Raw genomic sequence first — 13,813 nt, forward strand, 5'->3', positions numbered from 1 at the left:
AATTTGTGCGCTGACTATACCATATATTGCCAGCATTTAGAATGAAATAGCCCTGCGTCATAAGTGCCATCATTAGTAATAGGAATGTCAGAATTACTTACTTTCTTGCCTTGCTCATCAACAACATAAATTGTGAATAACTTTGGCTCAACCCATTGACCAATGAACCCGTGTCGCTTAGTTTGGGAGTTTTTTCTTCCTTTTTTATTAATTCGGATTCTACTCCGACCCCCATCTACGGCGATAACAACTCTTTGTCCTTTAAGAACATTGCCTTCAGCTAAATTTCCTAGTTGCTTAATTTTTGATTTTAGATTGACGCAAGTTGATGCCAATTTTACCAAAATTATATGTGAAGCGTTCAATTCGTTTGAAACTAAGATTAATCCCCCAACCAGTTAAAATTGTGTAGGCCGCTTCAAATGAACTAGCAATTGCTCCATATTGAAAAAGCTTGCCTCCAAAATCTGGAAGCTGATAACGTTAATTCTTCAGCGCAGGGAGTTGATGAGCAACCACCAGCAGCGATTCCAGAACCAATAGAACCTAATTACATACAAGTGCGTGATAACACAAAAGTTCAATCAGTAGGGAAATCAGGTTGGTAGAAAACCGATATTTGGCGGGATATTCGTGTGGATGATTTTTGTAGTTGATGGTAGCGATGGCGTAATAGTTTCTATTTTCGTTTCCAATATACTCGCTTTGCTTGAGCATGTTGGCGATGTCGGTTCGCAGACTATATTGAAAAATTCTCAACGGAATAATCAGGGTTCTAGCGTACCTTGTCACAGACTAAGTGAAAATTTGTCGCACAGTAGATGAAAAATTCCCGACCTTTTTCGCGGACTAATTGAAATTTTCCGCCAAATGAGGAAAAAAATGCAACTCATTACAGTACAAGGCTTTGGAGCAATAATTCTGTAACCAGCGATCGCCATTTAGTACGAAAGAATAAGGGTTACACAAACATAATTTTCAATTAGTCCGCGAATATTTTCACATAGTCTGCGACAATTTTCACTTTGTCCGCGAACCGACAGCGAAAATGTGACTGTAACCATAAGTTTGCCGCTTTTGAAACCATAACCTTGCTGCAGGACAAGCTCAAAGGCTTGATTTACCGTTAAGCGATAACTTCGTTAAGCTCTGCTAACGCAGCCTTAGAAAACAGGCCTTTGCCAAACAATATGCTATTTCACTATACCAAAATTTTTTATAATAGCCAGGATATTTGGGTGATGATATGCTGAGTCCGAGCGATCACTGTTTGGGTAGGAAAAGTGTCATATATGCAGGAGGTTGCAAATTATTTTGATCTCAAATTTATTAGTCTGTCTGATTAATTATCAGCACTAAAGTACTGAATTGAGTACTAAAGCACTGACTACAAAGCTAGTGCTGATTATTAGCTTCAGGCTGTTTTTGAATCAAATCGATTATACCGCTTCGTAATTCCTCAACAGTTGGCATCTGATTCAAGCGCATCAATTCTGAGATAGCTGCTGTTTCCCTATCTTTATGGCTAGTTGCAACTGCTAAGACCTTATTTTTTTTGAGGTAGAAAGCAATGAATTCTTGTTTTTGCAAATCTCCATCGACAATTATTTCATCCCAACTTTGGGCATGTCCGATGTAGCGCAACGGAAACTTAAATTGCATCGTCCAAAACAAAGGAAGCCCTCTAAATTTGACTGTTTTACCTGCCATGTTATGAGCTGCAATTCGCCCTTGCTGGGCTGCGACTCGCCAATGTTCAACGCGAATCGATTCGCTGGTACGCCAATCGGGATAATAGGCAATATCGCCTGCGGCATATATGCTATCAGCTGCACGCAAGTATTCATCAACAACAACACTGCCATCTTTGGGATGCAAATCGACACCCTCAAGAAAGTCTGTTGCGGGCTGTACACCAATTCCGACAATTACTATATCTGCTTTTAAGCGATCACCATTATCTAAAACTACAGTTTCTACTTTACCGTTACCTTCAAATTGCACCGCTTTTCTTTCAAACTTAAAGCAAACGCCGTTTTCTTCATGGACTTGCTGAAATAGTTTGCCAATTTCCTCGCCCAGGGTTTTCTTAAAAGGTACAGAATCCGGCGAGATCACAGTTACTTGTAAGCCGTGCTGACACAACCCAGCTGCGGTTTCCATGCCGATAAAACTCGAACCAATGACTACCGCTTGTCCTTTTTCCTTAATACTTGTCAAAATATAATCAGTATCATTAAAACTACGTAATGTCACAATATTTTCTAAGTCCGCACCTAGAATATCTATCTGGCGTGGTTTTCCTCCTGTTGCTACTAATAGGGCATCATAAGTTAATGAATCACCAGACGTTCCTACGTCGCTACCGCTGGCGCTATCGGTAAAGGTGATCGCTTTTGCCGTTGTTTCCACCCGTTCAACTCGCTTATTCAACAGCACTTCAATACCGTGTTCTTTGTAGAAATCGGGCGATCGCAGGGGCATTTCCTCGGAGGATGTTTTACCAATGAAGTAGTCTTTTGTCAGCTTGGTGCGATCGTAAGGTAGCTTGTCATCCTGAGTAATCATCACGACTCGCCCTTGATATCCAGCCACTCGCAAAGTTTCTGCAGCATGGACACCCGCCGCCCCTGCACCTAAGATGACAAATGTGCGTCCATCAACGTTGGGGTCGAATTGCGCCATTGCAGGCGAGCGGAATCCTGTTGTTTGCTCTGGTACGCTGACAATAACGTTTTCACCTTCAATGCGTACTTCATAGCAATCTAAATTATCCAAGCCAGGTGGCTCTAGTTGGTCGCCAGTTGTCACGTTAAAATAGGCATTGTGCCAAGGGCAAACAACATGATGTCCACTCAGCACCCCCTCTGCCAGTGACACTTTATAATGAGTGCAGTGTGCGCCGACAGCATAATACTTTCCATCGATACGACTTAGCAAAACTTCTGTCTCGCCGACAGACACCTGTCGCATTTCGCCATCATTTAGATTGGTGATATTGCCAACAACTGCTTCTATCTGTTTCATAATCAACTTTTAAATTAAGAATAATAGTTATACCAATTCTTTCAAATCCAGCTACAGATTCCAAGCTGAAAAACTAGATACAATCTTGGTACGCCTGTAAGGTCTTACACCCCTTTATTACCAATTGATATAACAGCTCTCCTCCTGCTAAAAAACAGCTTGCTTTCACCCCTGATTATTGGGTTGGTCGAGTACTAGTACAACACGGCGGAAATAAACATGCCATTTCAAATGGTGCAAAAGCCCGGAATACAATTATTTTAACTTTTGACTTTTGCCTTGCGGTGCTGGTTTCCTCTACATCGGCTAGCTCCAGGAAATATCCTGTAACACCTGTAATTTCTGCTGCATTGACAAGAATGTGAACTGTTCCAAAGCGCTCAAGTATTTGCTCTTTGGCAGCTTCAACTTCTTTAGGCTGGGTGAGGTCTGCCTGAACCGTAAATATTTCTCCAGACTTTTTTTAACTCCTCAGCCGCCAGTCGAAGAGTTTCTGAAGTCTTATCGATAATAGTAACCTTTGCACCCTCACCAGCAAGCAGTTTAGCCGTCACTTTTGCAATGCCGAAATCATCTCCAGTAACTACAGCGACTTTATCTTTAAGACTAAGATCCATACGCTATTTGTTTCTATTTCTACATTGTGAACAATTTATGCCAAACCGATCAATTGAAAAATATTCAGATAGTTTTTGCTTGCACGCTTTACTTTATTTGATCGGCTTTGAATTTTTCAACTCATCAATGGTATATATCTAAAATGAAAAGTTCTGCCTTTCGACATAGATGAACCTTGAAAACAATTGTTTCAACTGAGATTTTTAACAGAGAATTGAGAAAATTTTTGGTAGAGTTAAAAGGCAGTTTTAATTCACTGGACGCAGCAGAGGTAGCTTTTTGTGTCTGGAAGATTGTTTGCTCATTGTGCCACTTTAAGACTACGGCGTTTCAATGGGTATTGAATTGTGGTATGATTAAGCCCTGCCAGCTTCAAAAAACGCCTGTTCCACTTTGCGTTCGAGATGACAGCGATCGCTTTGTTCATCGTTAGTTAACTCCTCAATTTCGGCAACTGCAAGTGTTATTGTTGCTGAATCTGTGTTTTATTGAGGAAAGATATCTTGGTTAGCGGGGTGAACTGGTAGTTCTGATTCGTTAGATACCCAAGAGGCAGATTTTTTACGCTTAGAAGGTGGTTTGCTCATAATTCCACTTCTTTGATGACGGTGACATGAGTTTAAGTTGATCGCAGACTAACTACCTGATCGCTGCATTAGCACCACCTGATTATTAAGTTGCTGCAATACACGATCTAACGTTGTTTCAATCGGAGCTAGTCAACTTGGTCTACCTTGAGTATTAGTCAAAATACAGATGCCAAGTAAGGATAGGACAGCTTTCTGCCAACAGTATCAGCGCGACAGACCCGATAAAAATTTCATCGGGTCAATAACAAGGTACTTCATTAACTTGCGTCAACTTCTTTAATATCAAAATCCTTTATTTTCAAAAAATCTGCTGTGCGAATCAATCTCTCTACGCATTCTGAGCGAGTAATGCCTGCGGCTTCTGCTAGTTGATCGAGCATCTCTGAAGCCGATGGAGTCAACATAAATTGATACTGAGTCTTTTTTTAACCATGTGCTGATGGCACAGCTTTTTTAGCTCTCGCCATTGAAACCAATATATGCATCTGTTTACCTCAATAGATTAACAACTCTAGCTTATTATCAATATATTGATATATACATATTGATATCAATATATTGATGTCATAAGATAGTCTACATGAGGCTAACAGCTAAAACTAAAGTCTCAAAAACAAAAGGCGACCGCCCTAGCCAGAGAAACTGTGCGATCGCCTTTTTTCCAAATACATGGAGATTTAAATAATGACACATCCGCAATATACACAGCAAGTCCTCTCACGCTACACCCTCCCGCGCCTCAAAAGAATCGCCGCAGAACTCGGCATAACCGTGCGAATCGTTGGCTAGAAACTAAAACTCATAAGGGTTTCGGAGGATTAGCCGCAAGGTACAGAACCTTCTCCCAAAGGGAGAGGCTGCGCCAAGACAACTGAAGGATAAACGTAGAAGCTTAAGTTTAATTCGTTATGCCGACGATTTCGTGATTCTCCACGAAAACATAACCATTGTTCAAATATGTAAAGAGATAATCTCTGAATGGTTACTAGGCATGGGTTTGGAATTAAAGCCCAGTAAAACGAGACTCGCTCACACTCTCATACAGTATGAGCTTTCAAAACCAGGGTTCGATTTCCTTGGTTTTACGATACAACAATTTCCACAAGGAAAGTATCACTCGAAGCAGGGATTTAAGACAATCATCACCCCAAGCAAGCAGAAGCAAAAGGTACATTATAAACAAATCGCCAGTATTATTGAAGCTCATAAGGCAGCACCGCAAGCGGCGCTAATCAACCATTTAAACCCAATCATTAGGGGATGGGCTAACTACTACGCGACTGTGGTAAGTAAGGAAGCTTACTCCGATATCGATGACCTCACGTACCAAAAGTTAAGCGCTTGGGCAAAACGCCGCCATCCTAAAAAGAACGGGGAATGGGTGTCAAAAAGGTATTGGCAATCCATAGGCGGTGATAATTGGGTATTCGCAACCAGGAAGTCAGGGTTAACCCCACTTCGGTTACTAAACCATGCCGACACTCCAATAGTGCCTCATGTGAAAGTTAAAGGCGAATCGTCACCATAGGACGGAAATCTGGTTTATTGGAGTTCGAGAATGGGTAATAACCCAGAAATGCCAAATAGGATTTCAAAACTCCTAAAAAAGCAAAAAGGGAAGTGTACCCACTGCGAAATGTTCTTCCGTGAAGACGATGTGATGGAAGTTGACCATAACATTCCGAAATCGAAAAGTGGAAAGGATGATTATAAAAATCTTCAACTTTTACACAGACATTGCCACGACACAAAGACAGCCCTAGATGGCAGTCCTGGCACAAAATCTGGCTGTAATAGTGCCGAGCCTAAGCCCACCAAAAAACTCGAACGGGTTGAGGACAAATGGGTAATGAGGTATGCATGACAAGCACCAAACCATTGAGGAGCCGGATGATGCGAAAGTCTCACGCACGGTTTTGAAGACCAACGGGGTTGGTAACAACCTCGTTGAGTTTAATCCAACAGGGGACAAGAGAGCTGCTGAGACTTGGGTAGACGCAATTCTCGCCCACCAGTCAGCCCAGCTTCAGAAGGTTGACAACCAAACCCTCGCCCAAGCCGAACTTAACCACTTCATCTTTCATCAGCGTAGGCGTAGCCCGCCGCAGGCATCGCTAATATACGCCCCTGTAAATATTCAAATGTTCCATCTGAGCGCCATCGCTTTAACCATCGGTGGGACGAGCTTTTCGATGCCCACATATCCCCCCGTGGTAGATCACACCATCGACACCCAGTAATCAGAATGTACAACATACTATTTAGCACATGGCGATACGGCGCATGAGGCATTCCTTTACTACGTTTTTCTGACTCCTTGGGAAATATATCTTTAAACAACTTCCATTCCAAGTCGCTCAATCCTTCAAAACGCCCAGCCATACAGTGATGCACCCAACTCAAGCCAGAAATAAATTACCACATTTTGATATTAGTGGGATAGGCTCGTACAACTCCGGTGTGTTTGTACGAGTTTTTTTTCCAATTTTCTTGTTCTACTGAGTCTGCAAGTTCGTGTGCTGGACGTGGTACTTTTATACGCATCTCAAAAGCCCGCAAATATTCCCACCCCCTCTGAGGGTGGATAGGACAGTCAAGATGATTACTCATCCAATCCACAACTTTTCGACCATTCCATAAACCGTCATCAGGTGGTGGCTCTTGCAATGCTTGCCACAGTAAAGCTTGTTCCATCTCTGATCCCAACGTCTCAGTACCGAGATGTTCGTGACGTTTATCCTTTAAACCATCAACACCTAATTGATTATAACGACCTACGATTTTATAAATAGAACCTCGCCGATATTTTGTGACTTTTGCTACTTCTTCTGCCCTGTATCCGCAAGCTAGGAGCCAGATTACTTGCCAACGCGTGCGTTCTATGGGGTCTGATGCTTGACGGTAAAGCTTTGACAACTCTTCTACAGAGTGATGTTGCTCTAGTTTCAATTTTTTCGGCATGGCGATCGCCTTAACAATGCACCCTTGATTTTTTAGTGACAATTATATCACTTCGATGCTACCGGATTTGATATCACAGTTGAACAGGTTATGTCTGTCTCTTCTTATAACTTTATTCTAGAAGCCCTTTTCTATGCAGCTTCACATTAAATTGGTATTAATATCAAAACTTGTTTATATTTTTGGCAAGTCTCTGATTAACTCAAGCGTGCTGGGTCGTTTTTCATGGTTTAGTCTAGTTAGGAGTACCAAACTAAATTTCCAAAAAATAAGGATACGGATTTAAGATGTTTCCAGGAACTAAAACCTTGGTTTTTAGGCTTTATAGAATGAGCCTTCTGAGTTTTGCACTCCTGACTAGTCTAAACTCCAGAAGGTCTTCAATCGCTTCCATTGTCGCTCTGTCAAGTCGCCTCGACCCTGCGGTGGAAGAATCATAGGTAAATGAGGAAGTTCAATTTAAAACAGCGATATCATACTTAAGGTTACTTTAAACATGATGTCTTATGTTTCCTCAAAAAAGTATTTACGTTAATTGGATTACTATCTCATTAATTCTTTCAATCCCACCTTTATTTCATTGTCCAACTTCTTTCTTTGGATACGAGGTATCAGCTAAAACCTTACCTGTCCCTCAAACAAAGGTAAACCAATTATTATCTAAACCACTTGAACAGCCCCAAAGTAAGCAAAATGGCCTTGCTGTCTTAAATCCTTCTTGGCAACCAGGAACTGTTGATGTGTTGACCATTGGTCGTGGCGAAGGAGGACATACACTTCCAGTTCGTTGCGTCGGCTTTAGTCCAGACGGTCAATACCTGGCCAGTGGGAGTGCAGACAAAACGATCAAAATCTGGAATTTAGCAGAGCAGAAACTAGAACGCACCCTTAATGATCAAAAACAACCAGCTCAAGTTAATGCCCTTGCCTTTAGCCCAGATGGTCAATTCCTTGCTAGTGGTAGTTTAGATGGTGCTGTTAGGCTATGGGATTGGAGGAATAGAAATCTGATCAAGACTTTTCCTAAGCATTCCAATATTGTTACAAGTGTCGTCTTCAGCCCTGATAGTCAGACTCTTGCTAGTGGTAGTGGTGACAAGACTATTGAATTATGGAATGTTAGGACGGGTGATTTACGTCGTAACATAGCAGAAAAACAATGGGTTACTTCATTAGCCTTTAGCCCAGATAATCGAACCCTTGCTACTGGTGGTTTAGGTAGGACTGTTGAGTTGTGGAATCTAAAAACTGGCAAATTTATCCGCACGGTTGCCAAGCATACACATCCTGTTAACTCTATTGCTTTTAGCCCAGATGGCAAAATTATCGCTAGCGGCGGTGGAGATAAAACAATTAAACTATCGGTTGTGGAGACAGGGAATTTGCAAGCCTCTCTGGCAGGTCATTCAGATGAAATTACTTCCATTACTTTCAGCCCTAATGGTCAAATCCTCGTGAGTGGTAGTTGGGACAAAACTGTAAAGATATGGAATGTGAAAACTAGACAAAAAATTCGTGATTTTGCAGAAAACTCCCAGCGAATTTTGTCTGTTGCCTTCAGCCCAAATGGAAAAACCTTTGCCAGTGTTAGCGGAGACAATACTATCAAAGTTTGGCAGTCAGTGAAGTAATTCACAAGGGCAGGGGGGCAAAAGAGCAGGGGGAGAAAAATTACTAATGACAACTAACAACTGATAACTAACTCTTTTACAATCTCTTTTTGCTCCAACCTGTATTTGGTGCAGACTTAAACTGGGTTTTTCGCCGGGGTTTAGACTGAACTAGTCTTAGTAGTGGCTGAGGTTGAGTTTTTTGTGATGATTTAATCCGAACTGATTTTGGTGCTGATTCAGACCTTACTACTCTTGGTAAAGATTTAGTCCGAACTGGTTTTGATGGCGATTCATATTTAACTACTCTTGGTGTTGATTCAAACTTAACTGGTTTTAGTATTGACTCAGACCGATTTGGTTGTGGAAGAATTGTTGGTTTAGGAATATTTTTACTAGCTGTTATGTGTTCCTCTGCTTTTTCAATAATTGGCTTCATCTTAGTTTGCCAATAGTGGGTATCTTGCTTTATCGGTTGCCCAAGTAGCCTTACATGATTAGCTTGATTTATTGCTTCTGCCCAGTTGCTTTCATTGAGTGCATTCTGAGCTAATTGTAGATAATTTTCATTGTTTTTCCACTCAGTTTGCCATTTCTGGATGGTTTCGTTAGCATTTTTGGCAACAGAGCTAGTTTTCGGAATAGCTTTGATGATATTAATTGCATTTTCAAAGCCTTGGGAGTTGTAAGATTTGAGGTATAATTCTTGAGCTTGTGTAAAAAGCTTTTCAGACCATTGGCTAATTAACTGTTGAGCTTCTTGGTAAAAACTACTATTTGATGCGATGATAGTGAGCTTTGCGATCGCATCCTTAATATTGTTGTTTTGCGCCAAATCTTTAGCTTGTGCAAGCTGACACTCGTTTATTATATTTTGAGCAGCAACATAAATACTTGATTTCTGTGGCACTGTTTGTGCTTTCTTGACGCACTCGTCAAATTTTTTTCCAGCTTTTAGCTGTTTGGCGCTCTCTAAAACAGCCTGATGTGGGTCGGCTTGCAATTGAGTAAAAGTGTAAATACCCAAACTTACACTTGCGGCAAGAGCAGCAGTTACAAGTGTTGCTTTACGTAAAAGTGGCTGTAATTTTTTCTGATCCTGCCCTTTTTCCTCTCCTTGTTTTTTTGTCTCCTTTATTAAGGTATTTGGGAGCAAATCATATGTTCTAACTTTTTCTATTGATTCTGCAACTGTTTGATCCAAATAGAAAATACTTTTATTTGGCGGGTTCGGCTCATCAGTGTCTACAAAAATTTCTTGCCCAAAATGGATAGTAGATTTGCTTAACTCGCTTTTATTAGTAAAAGCCAGTTGCAGCACTCGTTTCAAGTTGTCTACTGTGGCAAAGCGATCATCTGGGGTCTTTTGTAAACACTGCATAACCGCCGCTTCTATTTCTGGCTGAATGTACTCACAATCTAGTTGTGACCTGAGCGGTATAGGTTGCTCAGATGTGTGAGCTACAAACCACGACATCGGGCTGATTTCTTGGGGATTGCGACCAAGCCCAAACGGATCAGTTCCACTGAGCATTTCGTACAGTAGCATTCCCAAACTGTAAATATCTGCTCGCCTATCCACACCTGTTGTTTTAGTTGCAAATTGCTCAGGGGCAGCGTAGTGAATTGTACCAATGAACATACTTGTTAATTTTGTATGTTCAGAATAGTCATTACGGATTTTGGCAATGCCAAAGTCCAAAATCTTCACTAGTTCGCCTAACGATGTAGGCATTAAAAAAATATTGTCTGGCTTTAAGTCACGATGGATTACCTGTACATGCTCACTGCACCTTCCTCGATCTCGCCAGAGGGTGACCCCTTCATGAGCAAGTTTAAGTCCATCACATACCTGGCTAATAATGGTAACCGTCCGCTCTACAGTTAGCCGTTTTTGTTGCTGCAATAATTGTCTAAGTGTCTGCCCAGCTAGATACTCCATGACGTAAAAGGGTTGCACTTCATCAGTCACCCCATAATCACTGACCTCAACAATATGCTCACTTTTGAGGGCAGCAGAGACAGTTACTTCACGTTCAAAGCGCTTTCTCAAATCTGCCGACCCTACAAATGTATCCTTGAGTAGCTTTAGCGCTACTTGCTTACCTATCAAGGTATCCGTTGCCAAGAATACATCTGCCATGCCGCCCGTTCCTAGACGCTTGTCTAGACGATAACGCTGACCATCGCCTAGACGGCGACCTATCCAAGGCTCTGACAAATGAGTTGAGTTCATCTAGCAGGCTCCATCTAATTACTTGCAGTTGAATTGCGCGAAAATTCGCACCGTAACTACTAAGTTAAAAGTGTTATATTTAACACACTCTTTTTTAGCGTGCATCTGACTTTATACATAAGTCTACTTACTGAAGTTTCAGCTTTCCGCATTTCTTCTTAGAGTAGCATCTCCCGGCTCTGTGTGTTCCTCACAGCTACTTATCTTGACTTAGGGACTTCCAGAGAATGAAATATACAGTATATTGAAATGATAATCATTATTATGGAAGGGAGAGGATATTAGCATCCTCTCCCTCCCCACCCTTGACCTCCACCCACCTTATAATGATTATCATTTTTACTATTTGTATATTTTATTTCTTGGAAGTCCCTTAGTGCCTGAGATATCGTCCTTTAGTTCTGCAATATCATTTTCCTTTTTTATGTGAGGAAATCAAATCAGACTTCTGTCTGATCTCTTCTGCTTTAAACTTCTCTTATATAGAGTTATATAGTCTATATCTAAGTAGTTGCTTAAAAGTATGACTGTTTGTTTTTTGCGTTTCTCCCTCTGCCCCAATTTGAGATTATCTTCTTTCAATGTTGTGCTAATTGGATAGGCACTCACAAGGGTGCGAAACCAACCAATATTTTCTAGACTTGTCGTCTAAAAAATAAATGTTTATTGATGTCTTAACCTATACACTTAATGATTATGAGACAGCCCTCTATGCAGAATCCATTCAACGAACTTGACCCTTCAGAGCAAAAGTTACGGGAGGCACTCGAACAGGTAGAAGTAAGCGATGCCTCCGGCGGGCTACGCCTACGCATATCGCGCCAGCCTGAATGGACTAGGACTCACTCAGTCAAAACTCCATCGGTCAGACCTTCTCAAATCGCAATAGACACCGACATCAACGCAGAACCATTGTCAGCACAAATCTCTGAAAATGTGACCATTGTGCAAGTCGCAAGTCCTCTTTCAGAAGCAGAAGCAGGAAATGACAAGACCGTTTTGCAAATACTACCGAACCCAAAGCCCCAACACTCTCCTGTTTCGGAAGTATTAGTCAATCATGTATCTATCTCACCCCAAAAACCTGGAGTGGTAGAACGGATCGGCTCTTCATCTCAACCTACGCAAACTGTTGAGGCAGTAGGCCTTACACCAAATCCCATTGCTCAATTTTCCTTAGAGAATGATTCTAAAAATCTTAATGCTGCTGGGGTTGCTGTAGTTCAAAACCATGACAACACCATTGTTCAATATTCAAATTCGGTCAATCAAAACTTAACAGATCGGACTATTGTCCAATACTCGGACTCAGCCATTCATAATCCAGCAGATCGAACGGTTTATCAAGCAATACGGCCATTGTCTACCGAGCTGGATCAAACGGTTTTCCAATCGAGGATGCGACAATATTCAATGTCAAAGCCTGCGGAGATTGTACCAAAAAATCGGGCGCATGTTCAACTATTCCATCCAAGTATTTTTCGGGATATCTTTCGGACATCAGGCTCGTTTACCTCGCGCTTTATAAGTCTCACAGGGCAATTTTTTGATTCAATCTGGAGGAAGATTGACCTAAAGCAACTACAATCTCGTTTTCATTTAGGCAGGGAGCAAGCTGTGGTGAAGACTTTAGAACAGCCGTCTTCAAGCCGCATCAATGGTTCTACTTATAACGTAATGGTTTCAGAAGAGCCGCCTAGCTCGGAGCAGTATCAGAAAAAACTGCGGGAGTTGGATTTTTGTCGACTTTCTTTTGCCAAAGAATTGGCTAGAAATGGTAAATTTCGCAATGCGCGAACTCTGGCTGAACAAATTTCTGAGACGAGCCACTTTTTTAAGGATGCCCAAATGCTGATTCAAAGTTGGAAGTAATTTTAAGGAACTGCCTTTTGGGATTTGAAATGCGACGTTTGTCTGTTTTCATCCTTCATTACCCACCTTAATATGGGCTTATCCACGGAAATACGCACATCATAGTGTAGCAGTCGTCTAAGCCTGTCCTTGGAAAGTTAACACCCATAAATGATTCGGTGATGTCCATGTCCCAAAAATTTAGTCATGCAAACTTAACCTATACAGATTTTGAGTATAACCGTCTGGCACAGTCAGCTCAACAATATCTCAACAATCCGGTGCTAATGCATCAATTATGCGATCGCGTTTACGAACGACTCTACGCAGACATCAAAATTCAGATAGAAAGAATCGGTAACTCTAGTACAGGAAGACAATAAAATGGCTACACAACAATCCAATTCTTACGCTGAGAATTACGTTACAACCAACCGATTCTATGTAGAAATTGGGAAAAATATAGTTGCTTCATTTTCAGAATGTTCAGGCATCAGTATTGAAGTGGAAAAGGAGGTATATTATGAGGGTGGCGTAAACGAGCAGCAAAGAATTAGTTTAGGACACACTCGTTTTTCAGATATCACACTAAAGCGGGGGACAACTGACGACCATACCTTTTCGCAGTGGTTAGGCGAATTATTTGAGCAAAAAACGCAGCGACGCAACGTTACTATTTTGACATACAACCAAGCTGGAGAAATCATGAAGAGCTGGTGCCTGATTGGTGCCATTCCAGTGGGGTGGAAACTCCCAAGTTTAGAGGCTGATGGGAATACGGTTGCAGTTGAAGAATTAACTTTAGCCTTTGAGGGTTTGAAAATTGGCAAGCAGTCTGCTGGTGGCGATGCAGTCTCTAGAGATGCGAAGGGATATTTTGGTGAAAGCGCCTGGAAATGAACGAAAATTGGAAGTTTAAT

At 41.4% G+C, this 13,813-nt stretch carries 12 protein-coding genes and 2 pseudogenes; 7 read left to right on the top strand and 7 right to left on the bottom strand.

Going from position 1 to position 13,813, the window contains the following annotated elements; translation table 11 throughout:
- Positions 1-59 precede the first annotated feature (59 nt).
- A pseudogene (locus ACFFAP_RS02290) lies at positions 60-447 on the bottom strand (ISLre2 family transposase); the annotation flags it as partial.
- Between ACFFAP_RS02290 and ACFFAP_RS02295 the strand changes: the two are divergent.
- Complete coding sequence (locus ACFFAP_RS02295) at positions 435-608, top strand: hypothetical protein (RefSeq protein WP_375509703.1); 174 nt, start codon at positions 435-437, stop codon at positions 606-608. The pseudogene ACFFAP_RS02290 and the gene ACFFAP_RS02295 sit on opposite strands and share 13 nt — an antisense overlap.
- A 787-nt stretch (positions 609-1,395) precedes the next feature.
- On the opposite strand, the gene ACFFAP_RS02300 is transcribed toward ACFFAP_RS02295, so the two are convergent.
- From ACFFAP_RS02300 to ACFFAP_RS02310, 3 genes and pseudogenes are all read right to left on the bottom strand, one after another.
- Entirely contained in the window at positions 1,396-3,027 is a 1,632-nt protein-coding gene (locus tag ACFFAP_RS02300) for an FAD-dependent oxidoreductase (protein WP_375509704.1), read from the bottom strand.
- 175 nt (positions 3,028-3,202) lie between these two features.
- Positions 3,203-3,644: pseudogene (locus ACFFAP_RS02305) on the bottom strand (SDR family NAD(P)-dependent oxidoreductase).
- An 848-nt stretch (positions 3,645-4,492) separates the two neighbouring features.
- Positions 4,493-4,639, bottom strand: a complete 147-nt coding sequence (locus tag ACFFAP_RS02310; RefSeq protein WP_375509705.1) for a hypothetical protein — start codon at positions 4,637-4,639, stop codon at positions 4,493-4,495.
- Positions 4,640-5,157: 518 nt separating this feature from the next.
- Here ACFFAP_RS02310 and ACFFAP_RS02315 point away from each other — a divergent pair.
- Both ACFFAP_RS02315 and ACFFAP_RS02320 read left to right on the top strand, forming a co-directional pair.
- Positions 5,158-5,763 (top strand): group II intron maturase-specific domain-containing protein, encoded by a 606-nt coding sequence (locus tag ACFFAP_RS02315; RefSeq protein ID WP_375509706.1) that lies wholly within the window; start codon positions 5,158-5,160, stop codon positions 5,761-5,763.
- A 30-nt stretch (positions 5,764-5,793) separates the two neighbouring features.
- Complete coding sequence (locus ACFFAP_RS02320) at positions 5,794-6,099, top strand: HNH endonuclease (RefSeq protein WP_375509707.1); 306 nt, start codon at positions 5,794-5,796, stop codon at positions 6,097-6,099.
- Between the two features lie 209 nt (positions 6,100-6,308).
- Here ACFFAP_RS02320 and ACFFAP_RS02325 read toward each other — a convergent pair whose 3' ends face one another.
- Positions 6,309-6,617, bottom strand: a complete 309-nt coding sequence (locus ACFFAP_RS02325) for a transposase (RefSeq protein WP_375509708.1) — start codon at positions 6,615-6,617, stop codon at positions 6,309-6,311.
- 33 nt (positions 6,618-6,650) lie between these two features.
- Positions 6,651-7,238, bottom strand: a complete 588-nt coding sequence (locus ACFFAP_RS02330) for a transposase (protein WP_375509709.1) — start codon at positions 7,236-7,238, stop codon at positions 6,651-6,653.
- 464 nt (positions 7,239-7,702) lie between these two features.
- On the opposite strand from ACFFAP_RS02330, the gene ACFFAP_RS02335 reads away from it, so the two are divergent.
- The gene (locus tag ACFFAP_RS02335) at positions 7,703-8,827 is read left to right on the top strand and encodes a WD40 repeat domain-containing protein (protein WP_375509710.1); all 1,125 of its coding nucleotides are present in this window, start codon (positions 7,703-7,705) and stop codon (positions 8,825-8,827) included.
- Between the two features lie 76 nt (positions 8,828-8,903).
- Here the strand turns inward: ACFFAP_RS02335 and ACFFAP_RS02340 are convergent, their stop codons facing one another.
- On the bottom strand, positions 8,904-11,042 hold the full coding sequence (locus ACFFAP_RS02340) for a serine/threonine protein kinase (protein ID WP_375509711.1): 2,139 nt from the start codon (positions 11,040-11,042) through the stop codon (positions 8,904-8,906).
- Between the two features lie 711 nt (positions 11,043-11,753).
- Between ACFFAP_RS02340 and ACFFAP_RS02345 the strand changes: the two genes are divergently transcribed.
- The 3 genes from ACFFAP_RS02345 to ACFFAP_RS02355 all read left to right on the top strand — a co-directional run bounded on the left by ACFFAP_RS02345 (position 11,754) and on the right by ACFFAP_RS02355 (position 13,793).
- The gene (locus ACFFAP_RS02345; protein WP_375509712.1) at positions 11,754-12,914 is read left to right on the top strand and encodes a hypothetical protein; all 1,161 of its coding nucleotides are present in this window, start codon (positions 11,754-11,756) and stop codon (positions 12,912-12,914) included.
- Between the two features lie 167 nt (positions 12,915-13,081).
- A complete protein-coding gene (locus ACFFAP_RS02350; protein WP_375509713.1) occupies positions 13,082-13,276 on the top strand; it encodes a hypothetical protein in 195 nt (64 codons plus the stop codon).
- A gap of 1 nt (position 13,277) precedes the next feature.
- Positions 13,278-13,793, top strand: coding sequence for a phage tail protein (locus tag ACFFAP_RS02355; RefSeq protein WP_375509714.1), 516 nt, complete (start codon positions 13,278-13,280; stop codon positions 13,791-13,793).
- Positions 13,794-13,813: the final 20 nt, after the last annotated feature.

The sequence above is a fragment of the uncultured Nostoc sp. genome, assembly GCF_964245575.1.
Taxonomy (GTDB): Bacteria; Cyanobacteriota; Cyanobacteriia; order Cyanobacteriales; family Nostocaceae; genus Nostoc.

Excerpts from the sequence above, each read along its gene's own strand:
- ACFFAP_RS02355 (WP_375509714.1), top strand. The coding sequence starts at position 13,278 with ATGGCTACACAACAATCCAATTCTTACGCTGAGAATTACGTTACAACC.
- ACFFAP_RS02300 (WP_375509704.1), bottom strand. The coding sequence starts at position 3,027 with ATGAAACAGATAGAAGCAGTTGTTGGCAATATCACCAATCTAAATGAT.
- ACFFAP_RS02345 (WP_375509712.1), top strand. The coding sequence starts at position 11,754 with ATGCAGAATCCATTCAACGAACTTGACCCTTCAGAGCAAAAGTTACGG.
- ACFFAP_RS02350 (WP_375509713.1), top strand. The coding sequence starts at position 13,082 with ATGTCCCAAAAATTTAGTCATGCAAACTTAACCTATACAGATTTTGAG.
- ACFFAP_RS02325 (WP_375509708.1), bottom strand. The coding sequence starts at position 6,617 with ATGGCTGGGCGTTTTGAAGGATTGAGCGACTTGGAATGGAAGTTGTTT.
- ACFFAP_RS02340 (WP_375509711.1), bottom strand. The coding sequence starts at position 11,042 with ATGAACTCAACTCATTTGTCAGAGCCTTGGATAGGTCGCCGTCTAGGC.
- ACFFAP_RS02320 (WP_375509707.1), top strand. The coding sequence starts at position 5,794 with ATGGGTAATAACCCAGAAATGCCAAATAGGATTTCAAAACTCCTAAAA.
- ACFFAP_RS02310 (WP_375509705.1), bottom strand. The coding sequence starts at position 4,639 with ATGTTGACTCCATCGGCTTCAGAGATGCTCGATCAACTAGCAGAAGCC.
- ACFFAP_RS02335 (WP_375509710.1), top strand. The coding sequence starts at position 7,703 with ATGTTTCCTCAAAAAAGTATTTACGTTAATTGGATTACTATCTCATTA.